This window comes from Endozoicomonas sp. ONNA1 (genome assembly GCF_024606325.1).
In the GTDB taxonomy this organism is placed as follows: Bacteria; Pseudomonadota; Gammaproteobacteria; order Pseudomonadales; family Endozoicomonadaceae; genus Endozoicomonas_A.
In genome coordinates, this window is record NZ_JAHHPN010000922.1 from 26825 (window position 1) to 52444 (window position 25620).

Annotated in this window: 22 protein-coding genes; 10 read left to right on the forward strand and 12 right to left on the reverse strand. The window is 47.5% G+C overall.

Features of this window, described 5'->3' with window-relative positions; genetic code table 11:
- Positions 1 to 33: 33 nt before the first annotated feature.
- On the reverse strand, positions 34 to 216 hold the full coding sequence (locus tag KDK19_RS21765) for a hypothetical protein (protein ID WP_257253478.1): 183 nt from the start codon (positions 214 to 216) through the stop codon (positions 34 to 36).
- 209 nt (positions 217 to 425) lie between these two features.
- Here KDK19_RS21765 and KDK19_RS21770 point away from each other — a divergent pair, with 209 nt between their 5' ends.
- Complete coding sequence (locus KDK19_RS21770) at positions 426 to 635, forward strand: cold-shock protein (RefSeq protein ID WP_034832746.1); 210 nt, start codon at positions 426 to 428, stop codon at positions 633 to 635.
- Between the two features lie 65 nt (positions 636 to 700).
- On the opposite strand, the gene KDK19_RS21775 is transcribed toward KDK19_RS21770, so the two are convergent.
- Together KDK19_RS21775 and KDK19_RS21780 are read right to left on the reverse strand one after the other, a co-directional pair.
- The gene (locus KDK19_RS21775; RefSeq protein WP_257253479.1) at positions 701 to 874 is read right to left on the reverse strand and encodes a hypothetical protein; all 174 of its coding nucleotides are present in this window, start codon (positions 872 to 874) and stop codon (positions 701 to 703) included.
- Complete coding sequence (locus tag KDK19_RS21780) at positions 862 to 1554, reverse strand: CDP-alcohol phosphatidyltransferase family protein (RefSeq protein ID WP_306670857.1); 693 nt, start codon at positions 1552 to 1554, stop codon at positions 862 to 864. Before KDK19_RS21780 ends, KDK19_RS21775 begins: the two co-directional genes overlap by 13 nt.
- A gap of 196 nt (positions 1555 to 1750) precedes the next feature.
- Here KDK19_RS21780 and KDK19_RS21785 point away from each other — a divergent pair, with 196 nt between their 5' ends.
- The 3 genes from KDK19_RS21785 (at position 1751) to KDK19_RS21795 (ending at position 4605) form a co-directional block, all read left to right on the forward strand.
- Complete coding sequence (locus tag KDK19_RS21785) at positions 1751 to 2548, forward strand: DUF6776 family protein (RefSeq protein WP_257292935.1); 798 nt, start codon at positions 1751 to 1753, stop codon at positions 2546 to 2548.
- A 155-nt stretch (positions 2549 to 2703) separates the two neighbouring features.
- Complete coding sequence (gene erpA / locus KDK19_RS21790; RefSeq protein ID WP_257253483.1) at positions 2704 to 3060, forward strand: iron-sulfur cluster insertion protein ErpA; 357 nt, start codon at positions 2704 to 2706, stop codon at positions 3058 to 3060.
- A 189-nt stretch (positions 3061 to 3249) separates the two neighbouring features.
- Positions 3250 to 4605, forward strand: a complete 1356-nt coding sequence (locus KDK19_RS21795) for a hypothetical protein (RefSeq protein WP_257292936.1) — start codon at positions 3250 to 3252, stop codon at positions 4603 to 4605.
- Between the two features lie 65 nt (positions 4606 to 4670).
- Here KDK19_RS21795 and KDK19_RS21800 read toward each other — a convergent pair whose 3' ends face one another.
- The gene (locus tag KDK19_RS21800) at positions 4671 to 5801 is read right to left on the reverse strand and encodes an anhydro-N-acetylmuramic acid kinase (RefSeq protein WP_257280218.1); all 1131 of its coding nucleotides are present in this window, start codon (positions 5799 to 5801) and stop codon (positions 4671 to 4673) included.
- Between the two features lie 36 nt (positions 5802 to 5837).
- Complete coding sequence (locus KDK19_RS21805) at positions 5838 to 7271, reverse strand: OapA family protein (protein WP_257280217.1); 1434 nt, start codon at positions 7269 to 7271, stop codon at positions 5838 to 5840.
- 504 nt (positions 7272 to 7775) lie between these two features.
- Between KDK19_RS21805 and tyrS the strand changes: the two genes are divergently transcribed.
- From tyrS to KDK19_RS21820, 3 genes are all read left to right on the forward strand, one after another.
- Positions 7776 to 9083 (forward strand): tyrosine--tRNA ligase, encoded by a 1308-nt coding sequence (gene tyrS, locus KDK19_RS21810; protein ID WP_257280216.1) that lies wholly within the window; start codon positions 7776 to 7778, stop codon positions 9081 to 9083.
- A 223-nt stretch (positions 9084 to 9306) separates the two neighbouring features.
- A complete protein-coding gene (gene pgm / locus KDK19_RS21815) occupies positions 9307 to 10944 on the forward strand; it encodes a phosphoglucomutase (alpha-D-glucose-1,6-bisphosphate-dependent) (protein WP_257280215.1) in 1638 nt (545 codons plus the stop codon).
- 511 nt (positions 10945 to 11455) lie between these two features.
- The gene (locus KDK19_RS21820) at positions 11456 to 13108 is read left to right on the forward strand and encodes a GMC family oxidoreductase (protein ID WP_257280214.1); all 1653 of its coding nucleotides are present in this window, start codon (positions 11456 to 11458) and stop codon (positions 13106 to 13108) included.
- Between the two features lie 295 nt (positions 13109 to 13403).
- Here the strand turns inward: KDK19_RS21820 and KDK19_RS21825 are convergent, their stop codons facing one another.
- The 7 genes from KDK19_RS21825 to KDK19_RS21855 form a co-directional block, all read right to left on the reverse strand.
- Positions 13404 to 13700: a cold shock domain-containing protein gene (locus tag KDK19_RS21825; protein ID WP_306671300.1), complete on the reverse strand. Its 297-nt coding sequence runs from the start codon at positions 13698 to 13700 to the stop codon at positions 13404 to 13406.
- 293 nt (positions 13701 to 13993) lie between these two features.
- On the reverse strand, positions 13994 to 15025 hold the full coding sequence (locus KDK19_RS21830) for a sulfurtransferase (protein ID WP_257292937.1): 1032 nt from the start codon (positions 15023 to 15025) through the stop codon (positions 13994 to 13996).
- Positions 14929 to 16080, reverse strand: coding sequence for an FAD-dependent oxidoreductase (locus KDK19_RS21835; protein WP_257280212.1), 1152 nt, complete (start codon positions 16078 to 16080; stop codon positions 14929 to 14931). The genes KDK19_RS21830 and KDK19_RS21835 overlap by 97 nt, the downstream gene beginning before the upstream one ends.
- Positions 16081 to 16210: 130 nt before the next feature.
- Complete coding sequence (locus KDK19_RS21840; RefSeq protein ID WP_257280211.1) at positions 16211 to 17821, reverse strand: SpoVR family protein; 1611 nt, start codon at positions 17819 to 17821, stop codon at positions 16211 to 16213.
- Positions 17814 to 19097, reverse strand: coding sequence for a YeaH/YhbH family protein (locus KDK19_RS21845; protein ID WP_257292938.1), 1284 nt, complete (start codon positions 19095 to 19097; stop codon positions 17814 to 17816). The genes KDK19_RS21840 and KDK19_RS21845 overlap by 8 nt, the downstream gene beginning before the upstream one ends.
- A gap of 234 nt (positions 19098 to 19331) precedes the next feature.
- A complete protein-coding gene (locus KDK19_RS21850) occupies positions 19332 to 21254 on the reverse strand; it encodes a PrkA family serine protein kinase (RefSeq protein WP_257254353.1) in 1923 nt (640 codons plus the stop codon).
- 448 nt (positions 21255 to 21702) lie between these two features.
- Positions 21703 to 22530, reverse strand: a complete 828-nt coding sequence (locus KDK19_RS21855; protein WP_257280208.1) for a hypothetical protein — start codon at positions 22528 to 22530, stop codon at positions 21703 to 21705.
- A 410-nt stretch (positions 22531 to 22940) separates the two neighbouring features.
- On the opposite strand from KDK19_RS21855, the gene KDK19_RS21860 reads away from it, so the two are divergent.
- The 3 genes from KDK19_RS21860 (at position 22941) to KDK19_RS21870 (ending at position 25612) form a co-directional block, all read left to right on the forward strand.
- Entirely contained in the window at positions 22941 to 23729 is a 789-nt protein-coding gene (locus KDK19_RS21860; RefSeq protein ID WP_257254348.1) for a sulfite exporter TauE/SafE family protein, read from the forward strand.
- 125 nt (positions 23730 to 23854) lie between these two features.
- Entirely contained in the window at positions 23855 to 24745 is an 891-nt protein-coding gene (lgt, locus tag KDK19_RS21865; RefSeq protein ID WP_257254349.1) for a prolipoprotein diacylglyceryl transferase, read from the forward strand.
- A 33-nt stretch (positions 24746 to 24778) separates the two neighbouring features.
- Positions 24779 to 25612, forward strand: coding sequence for a thymidylate synthase (locus KDK19_RS21870; RefSeq protein ID WP_257254350.1), 834 nt, complete (start codon positions 24779 to 24781; stop codon positions 25610 to 25612).
- Positions 25613 to 25620 lie beyond the last annotated feature (8 nt).

Genomic DNA, 25620 nt, shown 5'->3' on the forward strand with positions numbered 1-25620 from the left:
TTCTATGTGGTACCCTGAAAACCTCAGTATTCTCTACCAGAATGTTCGATGCAAGTTGTATGACAGAGTGTTAACGGAGGCCGGATAATTGACGATGGCTGTCTTCCAGTCGCAGGTTCTGACGGGAAATAATGAAGAAAGGTAGTGGTTATGAGAAATAATCATGCAGATTGTCTCTATATCAATGTTGCAGGGGTTGTATCTGCTGATTTTCACGATATCTTTAATCGTGTTGTACTCATTGCTTCTGGAGTTAATTGAGATACAATTAGCTTAGCTTTAAGTTATGCCTTATATTTATGTCTTGCGTTTCGAAGTTCCATAGTTGTAGATCTTCCTGATAAATCATAAGTAGTAGCGACGCTTTCAGCTAAGCGGTCATGTTGTGTGACCACCCTATTTTTGTTCAATTTCAGGAATTGATTATGTCTGCTTCCACAGGAACAGTTAAGTGGTTCAACGAATCCAAAGGTTACGGCTTCATCAGCCAGGACTCTGGCCCGGACGTGTTTGCTCACTTCAGAGCGATCGTTGGTACAGGCTTCAAAACTCTGGTTGAAGGCCAGCGTGTTAAGTTTGAAGTGACCCAGGGCGCTAAAGGTCCTCAGGCTGAAAACATCGAAGTAATCGACTGATTACTCTTCACGCTCCCTCTGGGCAGTGAATAATAAAGGCAGCGCTTAGCGCTGCCTTTCTGCGTTTAGACGATCTCTTTGATGATTCTGGCCACCAGCATGACCAGAATCAGGATGATGGCTATTTTCGACAGTCTTGACTGTTTCTCCCGGCTCATGGGTTTGCCAAACCGTTCTGTTGCCATGACCACCACGGCCAGCGCAATAAAGAGGAGAAACAGTATCTTCAATAATTCCATGGTTGTCTTTCACTGTGGACGTCGAGCTCGTCTGCCTGCCTGATGGTCTGGTAACCCCCCCAGACTCTTGTCGTGGTCGTCAGGATACAGATTGCAGCAAAAATTGCAGCTAGAATCGGGAAATACTGAGGGAGCAAACAGAAGAGCACAAAAATAGCGATGGTTTCTGTGCCTTCCGCCAGTCCATTCAGGTAATAGAAGGACTTGTTGCTGAAGTTAGGATCTGAGAGACCTTTCTTTTGAGCCATAATCGCGTAGGCCAGAAAGCTGGAGCCCGTTCCCATAAAAGTGCAAATCAGTAGACTGGCCATCAGGGCGTTTTTTTCAGGATCAGCAAAGGCAAAACCAAGCACAACGGCTGAATAAAAGATGAAATCCAGGGTAATATCCAGATAGCCACCGGCATCCGAGGTGTGTGTTATCCTTGCCAGGGCGCCATCCAGCCCATCCATCAGACGATTACAAAGAATGACCGCAAGAGCCGGCAAGTAGAACTCAAATGCCAGCAAGGGTACGGCCGTTAATCCGATCAGGAAACCGGTCAGAGTGATCTGATCAGCCCGAACACCCATTTTTTTTAGTGGACGGGCGAGAAGGTTCAGAGGCGATCTGATCCAGAGGGAAGTCCATCGATCAAGCATCATTGTCTCAGGCAGTGAGTAGTCACGGTGGGCTATCATACCTTGATCGTGCTATAAGAGTCGAAGTGTTACTATTCTGAGCCGCCGGAGTGGCGGTTTGTGATGGTGAGTAGGCTTGTGTATAGTCTTGCGAATTTGAATGCATTGGGTTGTCAGGAGCTTCTTGGGATTATTTCTGAAAGCATAAGTTTACCCGAAAAATTCATTATGCCGCTTTTTTATCAGGATAAGTGAGATGCCAGATCCTCTTTCTGTTTTTCAGGGCGTCAAGCCGCCGGGTAGTATGAAGGTGGTGCGTCATGACCCCGGCAGGGAGCTTAAAATCAGGCTTTTTGTCCTACTGGCCTTTGTTCTGGCTTCGGCTCTTTCCTATTATCTTGGGGGACGGTTTTCCGATACCGAGGCAGCCATACTCAGGCAGGAAAACTCAGAACTCAGGAATCAATTGCAAAGCCTGGCGGGTGTCGAGGAGTCGCTCAGGCAGGAACTGGTCATCCTGGAAAGAACCAGTAAGGTGGATCGCGAAGCTGCAAACAGTGTTCGCACTGTTATTCGGGATCTGGAAGATGAGAAAGCTCTGCTGAGTAAGGATCTGGCATTTTACAAGAGTATTCTTGCTCCGGAAGATACTGCTGAAGGTATAAAGCTCTACGCATTTGATCTGCTAAAGGGTGAAGAGGAGAACCAGTATCGCTTCAGAATGGTGGTCTCCCAGGTGGCCAGAGACAACCCGTTTCTCAAAGGGACTCTGAATGTCTCTGTCAGGGGGGTGAAAGATAACAAGAAAGCGTCTTTGTCCCTGATGGAGCTGGCCGGGCTGGAAAAATCCCAGGCACTTGAGTTCCGTTATTTTCAGGCTTTCCCTGAAAATCGTGACTATATCGATTTGACTCTTCCCGATGGGTTTAAGCCCGAGAAAGTGACAGTCAGCATCAAGGTCAAAAGCGGTGCAGTGCGGAGCCTTACCAGCGTTCTGGACTGGCAGGAAGAGCTAGACGCCGATATAAAAAATGAGTTGACCGACAGCGGTTGAGTCCTTGAGTAGTTGACTGCTTTACTGGGTTACTTGGATAATGGGCTCAGCCTATTATTACAGCTATACATATCAGAGGTGCTATAGAGCAGGGCTCTGAAAGTAGATAGAGACAGCGTGGCTGCCTGTGGCGATCAGGTAGCACGGGAGGATAAATGAGCGCAGCAGTTGAAACGGTAATGCCGGACCCGATCTTACTGACGGATGATGCCGCAAATAAAGTCAATCGGCTCATGGAAGATGAAGATAACAAGTGCCTGAGGCTTCGTGTTTACGTGACTGGTGGTGGATGTTCAGGTTTTCAATACGGCTTCAAATTTGACGATCAGCTGGCAGACGATGATACCCTGGTTAAAAAGAAGGGAGCTGAAATGGTCGTGGATTCACTGAGTTATCAGTATCTTGTGGGTGCCGAGGTAGATTACGAAGAAGGATTGGAAGGTTCCAGATTTCTGGTGAAAAATCCCAATGCAACCGCCACTTGTGGATGTGGCTCTTCTTTTTCCATTTGAATGCTCTTCCTATCGGGCGGGCCCCTCCGCCCGGATATTCCTTCTCTCTCCCGCCATTTTTTTGACCAGAGCAATGCTACAGGAAATATACTCTTTCAGGAGTCTATGACTCGAAAGTCGTCGCAATGCGTTGAACTTGAAGGACTATTATACTGATAGGAATATCAATGCATGCATGGATGGTGTGTGATGGCAAATGTCTCAGGTTCTCAGGGAAGTAATGGATCCTTATATACTCCACTGCCCGTTGAGGGGGGCTGGAAGAGTGCTGTCAAAGCACTGCTGGGAGGCATGCTGAGAAAAATCAGAAAAGCAGACCCCCATGGTCTTCCTTCTCTGAAGTCTGAACAGTCGAAAGGCAAGCAACGACTATCGAACCCTCCAATAGAGCTTAAGTCAAGAGCGGCAATGAAGACTGAATGTAGGATTTTTATTCAGGTGCTCCCTCAGGAAGGTCGATCTGTTTCTGCTTTCACTCCAGAGCCAGGGTTGCGAAGGTCCGGCCAACAGGAGAGGAGTGGAAATGAAGTTGAGTCAAATCAACGCATTAAGAAGCAGCCGCCGACAGTGGCTTCCAGAAGAGGTAAATCAGTGCCCAAGCAACCTCTTCAGCCAATGGTTCAGGTCGATGAGCTTGTTCAAAACAGGCAGCAAGAGCAACCGGGCAATAAAGAAAAGCCAATTCCTGTCCCTCGAACGAGAAGAAAAAACAGGGATGACCTCAACCGCTCCCCGGATCGAGGCATGACCCCTCAAGCAAAGCCACGTAACATTGTCAAACGACCAATTGCTGAACATGTAAAACCTGAGCGGGTCAATATTTATGATGTACCCAATAATCTAAAAAAAGAACCACTATATGATGTACCCAGGAATCTGAAAAAAGAGTCACAGTATGATGTACCCGGGAATCTGAAAAAAGAGCCACAATATGATGTACCCAGTCATCTGAAACAAAAACCAGAAGATAGTTTGCGCGGTAACCCAGAGAACACTGCTGTATATGTTGTCCCCAAAAGTTTGAACGTTAGTACATTACCCCTGTCTTCGAGCCAATCAGTGACGGATCGTTCTGATTCTATCGACCCATCTACCGGCGAACATGTGTACGAATCGATAGATGATAAGGACTTTGAGCTGGAGATGCTTGAAATAATGCTTGAGTTGGAGAATGACTCTCAGAATCTTGATGATGCTTTCAGCCTTCACTCATTGTTCAATGATGTTATTCGGCTTGAGCAAGAAATGAACCCCCTGGTTAAATTCTTCAAGCGTCAGAGACCCCCAAAGTCAAATCCACGCGAGAGGGCTGCGCACATGAAACAGGAGCAATTACTGATGAAGCAGCAATCAGATAACAAGGGTTTTGCTAAATTGAGAGAGTCTATTGAGTCTTTAACGGCTAAAGGTTTCAGCTCTATTCAGGAAGGGGACAAGGTGAGAAGTCGTGTCGATAAAATTAATAAAGCTCTTGCTCCGGCACTTATAGCCAAGTACGGTGCTGATGAAGCCAAAAAACGACTGTTGAAAATTCCGAAAAGTTAACAAATACCCCGATATTTCTTTGGACTTTTTGCTGATCAAGCGTTTTCACAAATTTTCAGGGTCAGTTACCCAGCCGGGAATATAGCCCCAAGAATCCGCTCATCAGAAGCCCCTGTCACAGCAGGAAGGTTGCCAGGCTTTCCTGAGAGTGTCTGTCTGGCGAGCCAGGCAAAGGCTACTGCTTCTACCCAGTCAGGTGCTATGCCAAGCGAGCCTGTGGTTGCAATGGACAGTGGGGTCAGCTCATTTTCAATGAGTTTCATCAGCAGCGTATTATTGGCCCCGCCACCACAAACCAGTACTTCTTTGGCCGATGGGGCGTATTGGCAGATATCCAGGGCAATGGTTTTTGCTGTCAGTAAAGTGAGTGTGGCGGCAACGTTTTCAGGTTGCAGTCCAGAAAAACCTCTCAGGTGAGAGTCCAGCCAACCTGAGTTGAAGAGTTCCCGGCCAGTGCTTTTGGGCGGTATTTCAGAAAAGTAACTGTCATTCAGCATGGCATTCAGCAGTTGGTCATCCACGGTCCCTGATGCGGCCCATTGACCATTGGCATCAAAGCGTTGGTTGAGATGCTGCTGGCACCAATAATCGATCAGCACGTTACCGGGGCCTGTATCAAAGCCTGTGACAGGCTTCCCAGAGTCTGCGGGTAACAAACTGATATTGGACATCCCGCCAATATTCAATATGACTCTGTCCAATGTGGGGTGGCTGAAAACAGCATGGTGGAAGGCAGGAACAAGAGGGGCTCCCTGACCGCCTGCCGCGACATCCCGACGTCTGAAGTCAGCAACAACGGTTATGTTTGATAGCTCAGCAATCAGGCTGGGGTCACCAATCTGCAAGGTGAAACCTTTTTCCGGGCGGTGGCGGATGGTTTGTCCATGACTGCCGATGGCAGAAATCTGGTCCGAATTAAAATTGGCCTGCTCTAACAGTCGCCTGACTGCAGCAGCCGATTCCCGGGCAAAGGCAGGCTCTGCTACTGCCATTCGTTCAATTTCATCAGGACCTGGTAGTGTCAGGGAAAGAAGCTGTTTTCTGAGATTTTCGGGGAGAGGATGGGAAATAGCTTCTAGTTGTCGACAGTTTCCTGATGGTGAGTGTTTGGAGGTCTCGCCCTCAAATTCAACCAGAACTGCGTCTATAGCATCAAGGCTGGTGCCTGACATCAGGCCAATAAAGTATTCAAGCATATCTCTGGTATTCCTTCATGCCTCCTTCCCTGGGAGCTATGGTCGTTGTTTCGACTCTTTCTCGTTCTTGGCCAGCATCGTTGTTCCGTGCTTTTCCAGCTGGGCCATGGTTTTGTTGGCAAATGCCATAAAACGTGCCCTCTCCGATTTGGGTATCGGTGAGGCATCAGGCAGTTTGACGGTGACCGGGTTTCTGTGAACACCATTGACCCGGAACTCGTAATGCAAGTGCGGACCCGTTGCCCAGCCAGTCTGGCCTACATAGCCAATAGTTTGTCCCTGCTTAACCTGGCTGCCTGTCTTGAATCTTTTGTTGACACGGCTCTGGTGGGCGTAAACGGTAACAATATTATGGGGGTGCTGGATAAAGACAACGTTGCCAAAGCCATTTTGCCAACCTATAAACTGGATTTTGCCGTCTCCTGCCGCTTTGATGGGAGTTCCGGTAGGAGCAGCGTAGTCTGTCCCGTTATGGGGGCGTTTGGTTTTGAAAATTGGATGAAGACGGTTAGGGTTAAAGCTTGAACTGATTCGGGTGAAGTTGACAGGCGTTCGCAGGAAAGCCTTTTTCATGCTTTTGCCATCCGGCGAGTAATAGTTGCTATTACCGTGGCTGTCGGTGTAGCGAATGGCGGTAAAGGCCTCACTCTGGTTAACAAAGGTCGCTGCGATAATATTGCCGTCACTCAGCTTTTCATTATCCAGATATTTCTCTTCGTACATCACGTTGAAACTGTCGCCACTGCGAATATCCAGAGCGAAGTCGATGTCCCAGCCAAATATGCCCGCCAGCTCCATGGTCATTTTCTCACTCAGACCGGCATTCTGGCTGGCAAGAAAAAGAGAGTTTTTAATGGAAGCTTCTGCGAAGGCAATACGAACTTCGGGCTCAAGAGTTATTTTTTTACCAACGTAGCCATCTCCCTCTCTTTCATAGAGGATGCTTTCAAGTTTGTTCTGAACATAGTGCAGCTGAGTCAATATACCTTCACTGTTTACACGATATTCAAACGTTTGCCCTGGGCGGATATCGGTCAGGTTTTTGCCCAGTTGCGGGGTTTTGGCGACTTCATAGACAACCCTCGCACTTAAACCCATATCGTCAAACAGGGTTGAGAGATTATCGCCGGACTCAATGGTAATCCTTTTCCGGGAGCCCAGAGTGGCTTCTTCTGTAGCCAGGCGCTCGGCCTCATCTCTGGCAAGGCGTTGAGCTTGTGTTTCCAGAGGAGCAGCCTTTTCTTCAAAAGCCAGTTCTTTCAGTGTTTCTTTGGGGGATTCGGGTTGAAACTCATCAATGAGCAGCTCGGTTTCGGAGCGTTTGGCTTCAACTTGTGGAGAGGGTAGCAGGCCAACTACGGTCATCACCGCAGCGGCCACACCCGTTACCAGCAACAGGTGTCTTTTGGGAAAACGCTTGATGCCACCGGCTCGCTTGCGCGTGGCACCTCTGGGAGAAAAATTGGTCATTGCACTTTTTTGCTTTTGAAATACCTTTACGGGTGCCTGCCACTTTCATGGTTCGGATTAGAAGATATTTCTTGTAGCTCGTTGCTGTTTGGTTAAAGTTTTGTGACGAATATATAAATTATATCTCTAAAAGCTACATAATGAATTGACTTATAGCTATAAACGAATTGTAAATGTTTTGTCGGTGGGTGACAGAAAATCGACGTCGGCTCGCAATTTCGAACATCAACAATGGCAATAACGGCTGGTGGCTCTATACATTAATAGTTGAAAGCTTCCAATCTGCCCGATTCTGTTTGTGGCTTTTTCTGAAATTCGGTAACCAAACCGCTCTAAAGGTTAATTAATGTAAGTAAACCCTTTTTTCCGGCTTTGTTCTGAAGTCGTTTTATTGTACTTTTACCCGCTAAATTGAGTCCAAGGCTGCTTCGGCAGTGTTCAAATCAAGAGACTGGCCTTTTGCGATTTCTCCCGGTCTCTTTGACTTCATAGCAGGATAGGTAAATGTCTGAGAGTCAAAATCCGCTTCTGAAAGATCTGCAGGCCCGCCAGCTTATCGCGCAGACCACTGCCGTGGAAGAGCTGGACGCTCATCTGAGCGAACAGCCAAGAGTTCTTTATTGCGGCTTCGATCCGACTGCAGACAGTCTGCACCTGGGGCATCTGGTTCCTCTGCTGGTCCTGAAACGTTTCCAGATGGCTGGGCACAGGCCCATTGCATTGGTGGGTGGTGCGACCGGCCTAATCGGGGACCCCAGTTTCAAAGCGGCTGAGCGACAGTTGAATACACCTGACGTTGTGGCCGGTTGGGTTGACAAAATCAAGGGGCAGGTCAGCCAGTTTATCGAATTTGACTGCGGTGAGAATGCAGCATTGGTCGTCAATAATCTGGAGTGGACCGGTGAGATGACGGCTCTGGATTTTCTGCGTGACATCGGCAAACATTTTTCCGTCAATGCCATGATCAACAAGGAATCCGTTCAGCAGCGACTGAATCGGGAAGGTTCCGGCATATCTTTTACCGAGTTCTCCTACGCCCTGCTTCAGGGAATGGATTTCGCTGAACTTAACCGCCGTTACGACTGTACTGTCCAGGTAGGTGGCAGTGACCAGTGGGGTAATATCGTGGGTGGTATCGATCTGTCCCGTCGTCAGAATCAGGCCAGAACCTTTGGCCTGACCGTGCCTCTGATCACCAAGTCCGATGGGACCAAGTTTGGTAAAACCGAAGGTGGTGCGGTCTGGCTGGACCCTTCCAAGACTTCCCAGTACGCTTTCTACCAGTTCTGGATGAATACTGCGGATGCTGATGTATACCGCTTTATGAATTTCTTCACTTTCCTGCCACAAGAAGAGATTGAAGCGATCAGGCAAGAAGACGAAGCCCGCGAAGGTCGTCCACAGGCACAGAAGATTCTTGCCAAAGAAGTCACCCGCCTTGTACATGGTGAACAAGGCCTGAAAGCTGCCGAACGTATCACGGAAGCCTTGTTCTCAGGAGAGATTAAGAGCTTGTCCGAAACGGATCTTGAGCAGCTGAAGCTGGATGGGCTGCCCAGTGCCACCATCAAGCGTGATGAATTGGAAGGCAACCCCATGACCCAGCTGTTTACAGAAGTGGGTTTGGTTAAGAGCGGTAAGCAGGTAAAAGATGCTCTGGGTCGCAATGCGGTATTCTTCAATGGAGCCGCCCGTGGCGCAGTTGACAACATGAACCTGCCAGAGTGTTTTGCTGAAGAAAATGCCATGTATGGACGCTTCTTCCTGGTAAAGCTGGGCAAGAAAAATCACTTCCTGTTTGAAGTGATCTAATGGCTGGAAGCTCTGTCGACTTCAGAGCCTTCTGTAAAGCTTTTCATGAGCAAATCGTTTATGGAATGGTCTGCAAGGTGTTTCTGGGTAATGTCGACAGGGTATAGTTGTGGTTTCCGATACTGCCTTCGAACGGTCTGGGTGGGTAAGGTAAGCCATATTGCGTTCTGATTTGGAGCGGTTTTTGCTTTATGCTTCAGTGTCACTCACTCAGGAATTCTTCATGCATCCTCAAGCCGGTAAAGTTGCCAAAGACGATATGCTGACCAATATTCCCCGTCTGGTCAGCGATTATTTTGCTATTCAGCCCAATCCATTAGATCCCTCTCAACGAGTCCGGTTTGGCACTTCAGGACACCGGGGGACTTCTTTCAGGGCCTCTTTTAACGAAGCTCATATTGTTGCTATCACACAGGCTATCTGTGAATACCGTCGCGAACATAATATTACCGGACCCATGTTTGTTGGCATGGATACCCATGCCCTGTCAGAGCCAGCATTGATCAGTGCTATTCAGGTATTGGCAGCCAATGGTGTAAAGGCTCGGATTCAGGAAGGCAGAGGCTATACACCGACTCCGGTCATTTCCCATGCCATTGTTTCCTATAACCGGAATCAACAGGACAGGGCGGACGGTGTTGTTATAACACCTTCCCATAACCCGCCTGAAGACGGTGGTTTCAAATACAACCCTCCCCATGGAGGTCCAGCCGGTGGAAATGTCACCAACTGGGTTCAGGATCGAGCCAATCAACTGCTTGCAGAGGGTCTTGAAGGCGTTGAACAGATGTCGTTGAATGACGCTCTGGCTTCCGGGTTTATCACTGAGTACGATTACGTCACACCTTATGTTGATGATCTGGAAAATGTCATTGATATGGAGGCCATTCGCAAGGCAGGTATCAAAATGGGTGTCGATCCTCTGGGGGGGGCCGGCCTTCATTATTGGGAGCCCATTGCCAAGCGTTACGGGCTTGATATTGAGCTGGTCAGCAAAAAGGTTGATCCTACTTTTTCTTTTATGCATGTCGATAAAGACGGCAAGATTCGTATGGATTGCTCTTCAGCCTATGCCATGGCAGGTCTGATCGAATTGAAAGATCGGTTTGATATTGCTTTTGGTAACGATCCTGATTTTGACCGACACGGTATCGTGACTCGTGAACATGGTCTGCTGAACCCCAATCATTATCTGGCGGTGGCGATCAATTACCTATACAGCCATCGTGTGCACTGGTCGGTCAATGCCAAAATTGGTAAGACGCTTGTGTCCAGCGCCATGATTGATCGTGTAGCGAAAGGATTAGGCAGAGAAGTGGCTGAAGTGCCGGTCGGATTCAAATGGTTTGTCGACGGTTTGGCTTCTGGCGAGCTGGCCTTTGGTGGTGAGGAAAGTGCGGGGGCGGCTTTCCTGCGCCGTGATGGGGCCGTCTGGTGCACAGACAAGGATGGTTTCATCCTGGCGCTTCTTGCTGCTGAGATCATTGCTGTTACTGGCAAGGATCCGGGTGAGCATTATCAGGAAATGACTAAAAAGTATGGCTCTCCGGTTTATGAACGACTACAAGCTACTGCTTCTGATGAGCAGAAGAAAGTTCTGTCAGCCATGACCCCTGATATGGTTAAAGCAAGTACTCTGGCGGGTGATCCCATTACTGCCAAATTGACCCATGCCCCGGCAAACGGTGCTGCTATTGGTGGCCTGAAGGTCGTTACTGAAAAAGGCTGGTTTGCTGCCAGACCCTCTGGTACTGAGGCGGTTTATAAAATCTATACCGAAAGTTTTGTCGGCCCTGATCACCTCAAGCAAATTCAGGAAGAAGCTAAAGCTGTGGTTTCTGAGCTATTTGCTGCCAGTTAAACGTTTTTCTTCACTGTCTCCAAACACCTTTCCGGCAGTGTTTGCTGGAAAGGGAGGTGTCTCGGCAATCTGAAGTCTAATAGTTATGACCATATATCCATCGTCTTTTATGTCTGGGTTTATGTTTGATCCTCAGCGGGAACTGATGCATATTGATGCTCCGACCAGCTTAGCGCCTTTGCAGTTGGGATAGTTGATGCAGATTCAGCAATTTATGCCAACATACCTATCTTTGTAATTATCAGTAAACTTTATTTCAGACTGGTGCTAAGGGCGGCTATCAGTTGCAAACACTCTCGACTGGGTCTGTTGAGATTTTGTTTTTTGTGCTCAGGCAGGCTATCAAAATGGATAAATCTCTGGTATCAAGAGGGCTGCAAAACTCTTTGATGATTAACTGCCAGAACAGAAGAAGCAATTTGGAGCGATAGCAGGCTAGTCAAGAAGCTTTTGCGAAAACGTATTCAGCAGCTATCAGCTGAAAAACACCTATAATAATAAAGTGATTTATATGACAGAGTTCGACTACATCATTGTAGGGGGTGGCTCTGCAGGCTGTGTTCTGGCCAACCGCCTGTCTGAGAATAATGACCATCAGGTCTGCCTGGTAGAAGCAGGAGGCAGTGACAAGTCTCCATTGATATATATACCTGCCGGCGCAGCAATCACTGTGCCTCACGGTTTGCATAACTGGCAGCTGAATGCCCAGGCTCAGTCCACCATGAATAACCGGGATATATACTGTCCCCGGGGAAAGACTCTGGGTGGTAGTAGTTCGATCAATGCCATGCTCTATATCAGAGGGCAAAAAGAAGATTACGATCAGTGGGCTGCTATGGGGAATGACGGTTGGTCTTTCGATGATGTCTTGCCCTATTTTCTAAAATCCCAAAACCAGGAACGAGGTGCTTCTGGATTTCACGGCACCGGTGGTCCACTGAATGTTGCTGACCCCAGAAGTAAGCACTGCTTGAGTGAAGCTTTTATCAATGGTGCAATAGAAATCGGAGAAAAAGACAATCCTGATTTTAATGGTGCTGAGCAGGAAGGTGTAGGCTGGTATCAGGTAACACAGAAAGACGGCCAAAGATGCAGTTCAGCGGCTGCCTATTTGCATCCTGTCAATGATAGAACCAATTTGACAGTCATGACCAACAGTCATACTGCCAGAGTTATCCTTGAGGGAAAAAAGGCTATAGGAATTGAAGTCGTTCGAGGTGTTACCAGAAGGAAACTCTTTGCCCGAAAAGAGGTGATTCTTTCCGCGGGAGCTTTCGGTTCTCCCCAGATTATGCTGCTTTCAGGTATCGGTGCCAGAGACAGACTCGAGCCCCACGGCGTTGATTGTTTACATGAACTGCCAGGCGTTGGCGAAAACCTTCAGGAGCACCCTGATGTTCTGGTTGTCGCCAGTGACAAGACTGCCTCATCAATGGCTTTCGCCAGACCATTGGGAATGGCCAGAGGTATTAAGGAGGCAGTGAAATATTTCCACAAGAAAGAAGGCTTTCTGACAAGCAGTCTTGCAGAGTCGGGGGGATTTATAAAATCCTCACCGGAAGTCGAGAGGCCTGATCTGCAACTGCATTTCATCCCTGCGGCTATGGAAGATCATGGTCGTAAACTCTCAAGATACTTCCAATACGGGTTTTCGGTTCATGTCTGTATCCTGAGGCCGGAAAGCCGTGGTCGTGTATCCCTTAAAAGTGCATCCCCCATGGATCACCCTGCGATCGAACTGAATCTTCTGGAAAAACAGGCCGATATGGATCTTATGGTACGTGGTATCAAAAGAGTTAGGCAGATTATCCAGTCACCAGAGATGTCCCGGTATGCTGGGGAGGAGTATCTGCCAGGGTCGGGTATACAGGATGATGATGAGCTTGAGTCTTATATAAGAAATAATGGCAATCACATCTACCACCCGGTGGGAACCTGCAAAATGGGAAATGATGACATGGCAGTAGTCGACACCAGTCTGAAAGTCCGGGGGCTGGAAGGTTTACGTGTGATTGACGCCTCAATTATGCCAACCCTGATCAGCGGGAATACCAATGCGCCTGTGATGATGATTGCTGAAAAAGCTGCAGATCTGATTCTTCGTGAAAACCAGCCAGAAACTCACACTGATAAAGTGACGGAAAAAGAAGAGTTAGCGGTCTAAGATCGCTATTAATGCCTCTTGTGCCGGGCAGTAATGGGCACAAAAGAAAAAGCAGTGTGTTTTGATAAGTGTTAGCTATGGCATTCATCAAAACACAACACTTCCCTGCCCTCATCAATGTGATATTCAGATCGTCAATCGTGCAGTTTTTCATACGCACGTAATCTGATACCCGATTGACAGGTGCATTCCATTCCAGGCCCTTGTGAGGCTGATGCCACCCGTACATCTTCGACAAGGCGAAGTTCCGGGTGACATTGCCTTATGGACTCTGGGGACAGACTGACAATAACTGTCAGGCTGGCAGGGATTCTTCCCGGGAAGTCTGTGTGCTCTGGCTTGTGCCTTCTCCACCGCCAGGAATGACACGAGTAGCTATCAGCCCCTTGGGTCCCTGGCCAATTTCAAATTGCACGAGTTGTCCGGCTTTCAAAGTTTTAAAACCGTCCATTTCAATAACGGAGTAATGTATGAGTACGTCTTGATTTTCAGTGGCTTCCTGAGCCTGGATGAATCCATAACCCTTGGGGTTGTTAAACCACTTTACTGTACCTTCCAGCATAGCTTCCATTTCCTTCTTGGTCGCTTCCATACAGCACGATTCCTACATTATTAACATTGAAGGAACTGCCGGGAAACAGCAACCCTTTGTTGTTTTATTTTTAGTCACATGTCTATTCTGCGTCGTCCATATCACAGAGCTCTTTCTTGGTGATGTCTTCTTGGCTAGAAAGTTTTCATGCCGAGAATACAGCCTACATTTCCATATAGAGCTAAACCTATTATAAGACCATATTGACGCGAGATAACAGCCTATTTTGATATTCAGGAATAGATACGACAGTATTTTTGAGAATTAATTTTGCTGTTCAGGATTCGTGAGGTTTATCTGTTTTTTTTGGGTGGTCCCTGAACGGCTGGTAACTCTCTCATCCAGGACCATTCAATCCAGGAACCGTCATAGTTTTTTATCCTGTTGTATCCCAGCAGCTCGGAAAGAACAAAAAGCGTATGGGCGGAACGCACTCCGGACTGACAGTAAACGATGATTTCTTTATCCGGTGTGATACCCGCTGATTGAAACAAACGTCTTAATCGTTCTTTGTCGAGGAATCCATTTTCATTGACTGTCTGCTTGTACTCAAACCAGATACTGCCAGGAATCCTGCCATGGCGATAGGCTCCTGACTTTCTGGTTTTTCCGGTGAATTCATCCAGGCTTCTGACGTCCACTAGTAGGGCGTTCTCTTTTTTTGTTTGAATGGACTTTACCTGCTCAATCTCAGCAAGCCATTGAGGATGGGGTGTACCCGTAAATTGGTATTGGGATTGTTTGGGTGTTTCAGGTGATTTGAAATTGAGCTTCTTCTTGTGGTTTTCCCAGGCTGACAGGCCACCATTAAGGATAGAGGCCCGATCATGACCGTAGAGTTTCAGTAACCACCAAAGACGGGCTGCATTCATGCCTTGCTGGTCATCGTAGAGGATAATCTCCGTTTCCGGATTAACGCCCAGTTGGCTCAATAGCTGAGAGAGTTTCTGTCTGCTGGCTCTCATTCCCGAGAAGGGGTAATCATGTTCATCAGCCTGAAAAGCAGGGCGCCAGATATTGTGAGCACCGGGAATGTGGCCTAGCAGCTGGTAGCGTACCCTGGGGCGTACGTCCAGAATCAGCAGATTAGTGCTCAACCGGATCTTTTGCTCCAGATCATCAAGACTGATGAGCGCGTTTGAATAGACTCGCACTGTCATTACAATAGATAACAGTAAGATCAGATGAGCCAGAGGCTTCTTGCAAGGCAATAAAATCGCTATAAGGCTTAGCTTTGAATGGAAGCACTGAGTTCCATGGAGCCAGGAGCTGGCAGGGGAAATTGAGCCATAAATCGCCGATCGATCCAGTCTTTCCAAAGCCATATTAAACGTCCTCTGGCAGTAAAACAGCCTCTTGATGCAATGGCCCGACCATCGGCACAGCTTAGTAAGGAAAGAAATTGATTCTGTGGACGGTAAGGTTCCAGCGTTTTTTTCTCTAACAAATTACTTATATTTTGAAACAGGACCGGAGCCTGCCGAACCGCATAAACCCCGGACTTGACCAACTTTGAGTGAATGAATTCAGCGATATCACCGCAAGCGAAGACATTGTCATGGCTGATGGATCTCAATGTGGAGTTAACCTGGATAAACCCCTGTGAGCTGGTAGCAAGCGTGCTTTCAGATGGCCAGCGAGCAGGAGCAGCGGGTGTGGCCAGTATCAGAGCGTCATATCGCAGATGCTCATTTTGATCACTGGTCAGCGTTTTGTCTTTGACATTGGTTACCCGAAAGTTAGTATGAATTTTAATGGGCTTTCGTTCAATTTCCTCTATAACCATTTTCTGAACTTTTATAGGATGACCCGGCATGATGCCGCGAGTTGTGACAATATGTATTTTGAGGGAGTGAAGATGTTCGAAGCGTTGGTGGAGGGCCAGAGCTACCTCAATACCTGCTGCACCGGCGCCCATAATGACCAGAGTAAAGCTATCGTTCTGCTTAATATGTTCAGGCAAAAGTTGATTCAACCAGAACAGAAAGGATCCGATAGGTTTTATGCTGATAATGTCTTTTGCATCAATGACACGGGCTTGTGTCGAGCCTGTATTGATGGAGAGTATGTCATACTGAAGGCGGTTGCCATTCTCAAGAATCAATTCATTCGCTTCAGTATCCACCCCAGAGAGAGTCGCTCTCACAAATGTGCACTTTGATTCATTGGCCAGCAACTCAAGATCAATGTGGGATTGTTCAGCAGTATAATGCCCTGAGATGACACCGGGAAGCATCCCTGAATAAGCGGTGTAGCGGGAGGCAGAAACCAGAACAAAATGGGCTGGAGGTTTTTGCCCCTTCTGAAGTCTTTTCAGTATTAGTGCATGTGTATGGCCCCCACCAGCCAGAACAACGGTAGGCCGGGTGGTATCGGTCATGCTGTTTTCTCAGTTGTAGGGTTAACCATTTTATTTGAACTCAGACGGCATTATTCTGACTTTACAGGTATCGGCATCAGAGCCATAAAAAACCGGATCCTCTCTGGAAGATCCGGCTAATGGTTAAAAGTCAGGCTGCTTCGGTCTCTTCATTTTCTTCCTGCTTGGGCAGGCCATAAATGGTTTTTACGCCACCCCACTCATCAACAGACTCCATATGCACATCAAAGCCCCACAGTCTGTGGATATGTTTGATGATTTCACGAGTACTGTCGGAATCTACCGGACGACCCTGGTGCATGAAATGACGTAAGGTAATGGAGCGGTCACCACGTGTGTTTACGTTGTAAACCTGAATGTTAGGTTCACGGTTGCCCAGATTGTATTGAGCGGCAAGAGACTCTCTTACCCTGCGGTAACCGGAGTCGTCATGAATGGCTCTGACTTCAAGGTATGGGTTGATTTCATTATCGTCGATGCAGAACAGCTTCAGATCTCTCATTACCTTGGGTGAGAGATACTGCATGATGAAACTTTCATCCTTAAAGTTCTTCATGGCAAAGTGCACAGCTTCCAGCCAATCTGAACCTGCCAGGTCAGGGAACCAGCGACGATCTTCTTCCGTCGGGTTTTCACAGATCCGGCGGATGTCCTGAAACATGGCAAAACCGAGAGCGTATGGGTTAATGCCACTGTAACGGGGATCATCAAAATCAGGCTGAAACACCACGCTGGAGTGCGAATGCAGGAACTCCATGATGAAGCCTTCAGTAATGTGCCCCTCGTTGTACATTTCATGCATCAGGTGATAGTGCCAGAAAGTTGCCCAACCTTCGTTCATCACTTGGGTCTGGCGCTGTGGATAGAAGTATTGAGCTACCTTGCGGACGATCCGAATCAGTTCTCGCTGCCAGATATCCAGAAGAGGGGCATTTTTCTCAATGAAATAGAGAATATTTTCTTCCGGGTCCCTTGGATAACGCTCAGTCTGCTTAACTTCATGGTCTTCACGAAGAGGAATGGTTCGCCACAAGTCATTAAGGTTGCGCTGAATGTATTCTTCACGCTCTTTGACCCGTGCTTTTTCTTCTTCTGGTGAAATAGGGCGAGGACGCTCATAGCGATTTACCCCCTGATTCATAAGAGCATGACAGGCATCGAGAAGCTCCTCTACCGCATCAACACCGTGTTTTTCTTCGCACTCGGCAATGTAGTTTTTAGCGAACAACAGATAGTCAATGATGGAGTCTGCATCCGTCCATTGCTTGAACAGATAGTTACCTTTGAAGAAAGAGTTGTGTCCATAACATGCGTGCGCAATAACCAGTGCCTGCATGGGCATGGTGTTTTCTTCCATAAGGTAGGCAATACACGGATTGGAATTGATTACAATCTCATAAGCCAGACCCATTTGTCCGCGCTGGTAGCTTTGCTGGTTGCTCAGAAACTGTTTACCGAAGCTCCAGTGGTTATACATCAGTGGCATACCCACAGAAGCATAGGCATCCAGCATCTGCTCGGAACTGATGACTTCTATCTGGTTAGGGTAAGTTTCCAGCTGGTAGCGTTTTGCCAGCTTTGCCAGTTCTCTGTCGTATTCTTCCAGCAGTTCAAAGGTCCATTCTGAGCCTCTGGAAATAGGCTCTGCACGGCGAGATGACTTCTGACAATCGGCTGTTTTGGAGGAAGGCTCTGCTTTATGCGGATCAATGTCCTGCTCAAAGCGTTTCTTATCAGGCATTTTGGCCCTCCTTCTTTTCGAACAGTTTACGGAAGACCGGATAGATCTCTGCAGGATGTCGTATTTGTTGCATGGCAAAATGACCTGCGTGATTCTTTTCGATCATTTTGTATTCATGCCACAGGTTTTGGTGGTGACGATCAGTAATTTCTACGTAGGAGTAATACTGAGTCAGTGGCAAAAGTTTGTCGACAATAATATTGCGGCACTTGGCAGAGTCTGCTTCCCAGTTATCGCCGTCAGATGCCTGAGCTACATAGATGTTCCACTCATTGGGGGAATATCTTTCAGTAATAATGTCGTCTGTCAGTGTCAGTGCTGACGATACAACAGTGCCACCGGTTTCCCGGGCATAAAAGAAGTCGTGCTCATTACATTCACGGGCTTCACTATGGTGACGGATGAACACAACTTCAATTTTTTCATAGTTGCGCTCCAGGAACAGATAGAGCAGCAGAAAAAAACGCTTGGCAATGTCCTTTATTTCCCGGGTCATGGAGCCTGACACGTCCATGACACAGAACATGACTGCCTTACTGGAAGGTTGAGGCACTTCCACCAGATTGTTGAATTTAAGGTCAAACTCGTCGATAAAGGGTAGACGTTTAAGCTTTTTGTTCAGCGCATTAATCTGATCTTTCAGCTCTTTTCTCAGAGTTTCATCGTTGCTTTCAGGGCTCACTTCCATTTCACGGAGTCGACGTTTCAGGGCGCGAATCTCTTTTCTTTCTTTACCGGAAAGCGCTATTCGGCGGGCGTGAGCTGCCCTCAGGGAGCGTACTACGTTTAACCTGTCAGGAGAACCCGCCGTCGTGTAACCCGCTCTTTTCAGTTTAAAGTCGGTAGAGTCCTTGAGTTCTTTGCGAACCAGATTAGGCAGCTCAAGATCTTCAAACAGATATTCAAGGAACTCTTCGCGATTAATGGAAAAAATGAAGTCGTCTTCACCGGAACCGCTGTTGCTGGCTTCGCCTTCCCCGCTGCCCTGTCCACCACCGCCTTGAGGGCGCTGGAAACGATCACCGGTGGTGAACTCTTTGTTGCCAGGATGAACCTGTTCCACCCGGCCACCCTGACCGTGATGAAAAACCGGTTCTGACACGTCTTTTTTGGGAATGCTGATGTCACTGCCGCTATCAACGTCGGTAATAGAGCGCTGATCAACAGCCTCCTGTACTGCCTCTTTTACCAGACCTTTGTAGCGCCTCAGGAAACGCTGACGGTTGACCGTACTTTTCTTTTTCGCATTGAGGCGTCGGTCAATTATTATGCTCATAGGACGCTCTCCTTGGGTACTCAGACCTGGCTATTTGTTCTATCCAGGACTATTTTGCTACTGTCATGGCAATGTCGTTTTTTCCTGAAAAATGACCATTTTTCTTGATAAACGACATACTTCTACACTGATGTCTTGTCTGATAAAACATGATGTAGAAGCGCCCGCGAAGGCGCCGTGGTGACTCATCATGAACGCTGCCGGGTATTGAACGGCAGCGCAGGGGCTCATGAGTTACTGAGACTTGCGAACCCGGATGTACCACTCGGACAGCAGGCGAACCTGTTTTTCTGTGTATCCATACTCAACCATACGCTTAACAAAGTCTGCATGTTTGCGTTGGTCTTCGTTGGAGCCCTTGGCATTGAAGGAAATTACTGGCAGCAGATCTTCTGTGTTAGAGAACATCTTCTTCTCGATCACTGCACGCATTTTCTCGTAGCTCAACCAGCTTGGGTTCTTGCCTTCGTGATTGGCCCGGGCACGCAGGACAAAGTTAACCACTTCGTTACGGAAGTCTTTCGGATTAGCGATGCCGGCAGGCTTCTCAATTTTTTCCAGTTCATCATTCAGGGCACTGCGATCCAGAATGTGACCGGTGTCGGGATCACGGAATTCTTGATCCTGAATCCAGAAATCAGCATAAGTGATGTAGCGGTCAAAAATGTTCTGACCGTAATCTGAATAGGACTCCAGATAAGCGGTCTGAATTTCCTTACCCAGAAATTCAACATATTTGGGTGTCAGATATTCCTTGATGAAGCGCATGTAGCGATCAGTCACTTCATCCGGGAACTGCTGCTGTTCAATCTGCTGTTCCAGAACGTACATCAGGTGCACAGGGTTGGCTGCGACTTCGGTGGAGTCGAAGTTAAAGACCTTGGACAAAATCTTGAATGCGAAACGGGTAGAGAGTCCGTCCATGCCTTCATCAACACCTGCGGAATCTTTATATTCTTGCAGTGGTTTCGCATTAGGGTCGGTGTCCTTCAGGTTCTCACCGTTATAGACACGCATTTTGGAATAAACTGAAGAGTTTTCGGGCTCTTTGATGCGGGACAGAACGGAGAACTGGGCCAGCATTTTCAGAGTATCAGGTGCGCATGGTGCGTTCTTCAAAGAGCTGTGTTCCAGCAGTTTTTCGTAGATACCCACCTCTTCTTTGATGCGTGTGCAGTAAGGAACCTTAACAATGTTTACACGATCAATAAACGCTTCGTTGGTCTTGTTGTTGCGGAAGGTCTGCCATTCGGATTCGTTGGAGTGCGCCAGCAAGATACCTTCAAAAGGAATAGCACCCATGCCTTCTGTGGAGTTGTAGTTACCCTCCTGAGTAGCAGTCAGTAGAGGATGTAGTACTTTCACAGGGGCTTTGAACATCTCTACGAATTCCATCACACCCTGATTGGCACGGCAAAGTGCTCCTGAGAAACTGTAAGCATCCGGGTCATCCTGGGAGAATTCTTCCAGCTGACGGATGTCTACTTTACCGACCAGACTGGAGATGTCCTGGTTGTTCTCATCGCCTGGTTCAGTCTTGGCAATAGCCACCTGGTTCAAACGACTTGGGTAAACTTTTACAACACGGAACTTGGAAATATCACCTCCAAACTCGTGTAGGCGCTTAACCGCCCATGGAGACATGATGTATTTCAGGTAACGACCGGGAATACCGTATTCTTCGGTCAGAATCTTGCCATCTTCCTCGGGATTAAAGAGACCCAGTGGTGATTCAAACACCGGAGAGCCCTTGATAGCATAGAAAGGTTTCAGTTCCATCAGAGCTTTGAGGCGCTCTGCCAGAGATGACTTACCGCCACCTACAGGACCCAGCAAATAAAGGATCTGTTTCTTTTCTTCGAGACCCTGTGCGGCATGTTTGAAGTAAGAAACAATCTGTTCGATCGCTTCTTCCATGCCATAAAACTCCTCAAAAGCGGGATAACACTTAATCAACTTGTTGGAAAATATACGACTCAGACGCGGATCACGAGACGTATCAACAATCTCTGGTTCGCCAATGGCTGAAAGCATTCTCTCTGCCGCATTTGCGTAAGCACCAGGGTCGGTTTTGCAAAGATCCAGATACTCCTGAAGACTTATCTCCTCTTGCCGAGTCGATTCGTACCTCTCCTGGTAATGAGAAAAAATTGACATATCAGGCTCCCCCTCGCCATGACCTCCATGATCACCGGCGTACTAATATTATTGTTGGTCTGGGCACTGTATTGTTAATGCAAATGGTTATTGTGAACCACACGACACTCCGGTTTTTAAGAATTCATGTTGCAGGAACTCTACTTATGCAGGTGTCTGTATGTTGATATCACAGTAAATGTTATAGAGGCTATCTGTATAAATGTCTACTTATTTTCGGACTTTTTCTTGCGTGGGTCGAGAAGGGTAACTTATTGATATAAAAGGAAAAAAACAAATCTTTGGGAGGGGCAATCCTCCTATCCTAAAGGGGTTTTCAGGCAGTCGCCAGTGAAATTTTTTGAACGTTGGAGTCGTTGAGGGTGTCTGTCGCTTAATAGCCTGATCTTGAGCCATCTTTACTCTCGTCAGGAGTTTTTGTTATGCATACGGCTCAGGTTGAAAATAATTAGAAGACTGTGTTGCGCTGAATCTTGTTTTTCAACTTGAAGCGGTCGTAATGCCATATCCAGAGCTGAGGGTTCTCCCTGATCACCTGCTCCATTCTGTGCATCAGTCGTTGGAGGTCATGCTGAGTGTTCAGCTTTCTGTTACCGGTTTGGGTTAGTGGCAGAGGCTCAAAATGCAACTGCCACTGATTATTTTCAAAAGTGCAGTGATGAAAAAGAACGGGCGCTTTCAGAAGATGAGCCGTCATGATGCCGCTCGCAGGGGCTCGGGTTTTCTGTCCAAAAAATGTCACAGGCATCTCTTCTGAGCGGAGGTCACTGTATAAAAAAACGGCTTTTTTCTGTTTCAGAGCCTGAAATACCGCTGTGGGGTCTCCTTTTGTAGTAGGTTCAATACCGGCCTTCAGAAGAAATGCCTTGCCGAGCTTATGGGTTAATGGCGACTGTTTTCCTGAACCAATCAGGGTAGTTGCTGGTAAACCCTGTTGTGAGAGTGCCAATGTTCCCAGATCGGGTGGACCCATATGGAGAGAGAGTATGACCACGCCCTTGTTTTCTGAAAGGGCCTGGGCAATGACGTCCTGATTATGCAGCAGGTAAACCACTTTATTAAGTGAAGGAAGAGCAAGAACATAATCAACGGTATAACGAGCAGACTGGCGAATGATTTGTTTCTGCCTCTTCTCAGAAACAGACAACAGAGCCATTTGCACTGACGCCCTGGCAATATGGCTCTTTTTAGCTTGTAGGGCACAGGAAAATATCAGGCCCATGACAGAATAGAAAACCCGAGGTGTCCGGGATAAGAACCCGATTAAAAGATCCACCGCTGAATCCTTCCAGCTTGATTTTATGAGTATCGACATTTTTATTTTTGTTGTGCAAAAAAATTGTAACAATGAGATTAGGATACGGAAGACTTTCTTGCTAGTTGATAGGCAAAATTTGTACGTTATTGTTTCTGTCCTACAACGTCCCGGTTTCAGGGAAGATGCTTCGATGCTGTATTCCATGATGCTATTGTAGTGAGGTTAAATGAGCTTCCTGGCGGGTTATGTTCTTAAAAGAGATGAGCTAAATAGTGATTTTCTAGTCAATTAACGTGTTAATTTTGTTTAGAATAAGGATCGATCTTCATCCTTTAGGGGATGCTGCGCTGATAATGTTTGATGGCCTCAGCCACGGAGAATCATGACAGGATTCCTGATTTGAGGCTGCTTAGTTGGATTGCTGTTTAATGATTTTTCTTTCTTACCTTCTGCTTGGTGCTCTGGCCGGGACTCTGGCTGGCCTGTTCGGGATCGGTGGCGGGCTGATAATTGTTCCGGTACTGGTTTTCAGCTTCAAGCTGCAGGGGTTATCTCCTGATATTTTCACCCATCTCGCTGTGGGTACCTCTCTTGCCACTATTGTTGTCACTTCGCTCAGTTCGATTCGTGCTCATCATGTCAAGGGGGCTGTGCAGTGGCCTGTTTTCAGTGTTTTGACTATCGGAATTCTGATGGGGTCATGGCTGGGGGTTCATACTGCCATCCAGATGTCAGGTCCGATGCTTCAGAAAGTCATTGGGATTTTTGCCTTGGCAGTGGCCGCAAAAATGTGGTTTGGCTTCAAGCCTTCTGAAAGCAGTAGGGTGCTGGCAAGACCTGTGTTGGTGGCAGCCGGAGGCGTCATAGGCTGGGCTTCCAGCATCTTTGGAATCGGTGGTGGAACCCTGTCGGTACCACTTTTGCGCAAGTACAACCTCTCTATGACCCAGGCAGTAGCGACTTCTGCTGCGTGTGGGTTGCCGATTGCTTTAATGGGAACCGCGGCTAACATGTTTCTGGGTCATGAAAACGAGCTGTTGCCGACGATGAGTACCGGTTACGTCTACTGGCCGGCATTTCTTGGCATTGTCCTGACCAGTGTACTGTTTGCTCGCTTTGGAGCTGAGTTAGCCCACAAGCTGTCTTCTGAAAAGCTGCAAAAACTGTTCGTTGTCCTGTTATTGATAGTAGGGTGTAAGTTTCTTTTCTCAATGTAAAAGGGCCTGGTCAGCTGGCTCAATCCTCTATCCAGCTGATACACTGGTCCGCCAAATGTACTTCTCTCTGACTGAAACAGAAGAGTACGTAACAGTTAACCTTGAGAACTATCCGGAATCCTCCTGTGATCCCATATCCTCAAATTGATCCCGTTGCGATCAGCCTTGGACCTCTCAAAGTCCACTGGTACGGTCTAATGTACCTGGTGGGTTTTGCCGGAGGCTGGTGGCTGGCTGTTCAGAGAGCCAAAAAATCAAACGGTTTATGGAATTCCGAACAAATTGGGGATTTATTATTCTATGTCGCCGTTGGGGTCATAGTGGGCGGGCGCATGGGCTATGTGCTGTTTTATAACTTTGATTATTTTCTGCAAAACCCACTCTGGCTGTTTAGTATCTGGGAAGGTGGCATGTCTTTCCATGGTGGTTTATTGGGGGTTTTGCTGGCCGTATTCCTCTTTGGCCGCAAGATCGATAAGAACTTCTTTCAGATGACAGACTTCGTTGCCCCTTTCGTTCCTCTGGGACTGGGCATGGGTCGTGTGGGTAACTTTATTGGCGGTGAGCTATGGGGAAGGATAACAGATGTTCCATGGGCCATGGTATTTCCGACGGATCCCTCCCGGATGCCAAGACACCCATCACAGCTTTACCAGTTCGTTATTGAGGGGGTCATCCTGTTTGGAGTGCTCTGGTGGTTCTCGGCCAAACCTCGTCCCCGTATGGCCGTGTCCGGTCTATTCCTGTTGATCTATGGTGTTGGGCGCTTCTGCGTAGAATTTGTTCGGGAACCTGACCAGCAGCTGGGCTTCATTGCTTTTGACTGGTTGACGATGGGACAGTTGCTGACGGTGCCCATGATCCTTCTGGGTGCGGGACTTATGGTGGTAGCCTATAAAAAGTTTCCACTGGTAGATGGTCAAAATCAGGATGATCGGGTCTGGTTGAAAAAACATGCGGTCAAATCTGGTAGGAAAGCAGCCATGAGTGGAAAGAGCAGCCGTGAGCGGAATTAAAAGCCATGAGCAAATAAATAAAGGATCAATGCCATGAAACAGTATCTCGATCTCCTGCGTCATGTGAAAGAGCAAGGTACTTTCAAATCGGATCGAACCGGCACTGGAACATACAGTGTTTTTGGCTATCAAATGCGCTTTGATCTGTCGAAAGGTTTCCCACTGGTCACCACCAAGAAGTGTCATCTGCGCTCCATTATTCATGAATTGCTCTGGTTCCTGAAGGGTGACACTAATATTGCCTATCTGAAGGAAAACGGTGTCAGAATCTGGGATGAGTGGGCGACGGATGAAGGAGAACTGGGCCCTGTTTACGGCAAGCAGTGGCGAAGCTGGGAAAATGCAAACGGCGAAACGTTTGATCAGATTCAATGGCTGTTGGATGAAATAAAAACCAATCCAGACTCCAGAAGGCTGGTCATCAGTGCCTGGAATCCCAGTGTGCTGCCCGATGTAAAGTTCAGCCCTAAAGACAATGCCGCTATGGGTAAACAGGCTTTGCCTCCCTGTCACTGTCTGTTTCAGTTCTATGTTCTGGATGGCAAGCTTTCCTGCCAGCTCTATCAGCGCAGTGCTGATATTTTCCTGGGTGTGCCTTTTAACATCGCATCTTATGCGTTACTCACGATGATGATTGCCCAGGTATGTGATCTGAAGCTGGGGGATTTTGTTCATACCTTTGGTGATGCCCATCTTTACTCCAACCATCTGGAGCAGGCAGAAGAACAGCTGACCCGTAAGCCTTTTCATTCACCAACAATGAAGCTGAACCCTGCCATCAGGAATCTTTTCGAATTTACCATTGATGACTTTGAACTGGTTGATTATAAGGCTCACCCTCACATTAAGGCGGCTGTTTCTGTTTAAGCGGTTTT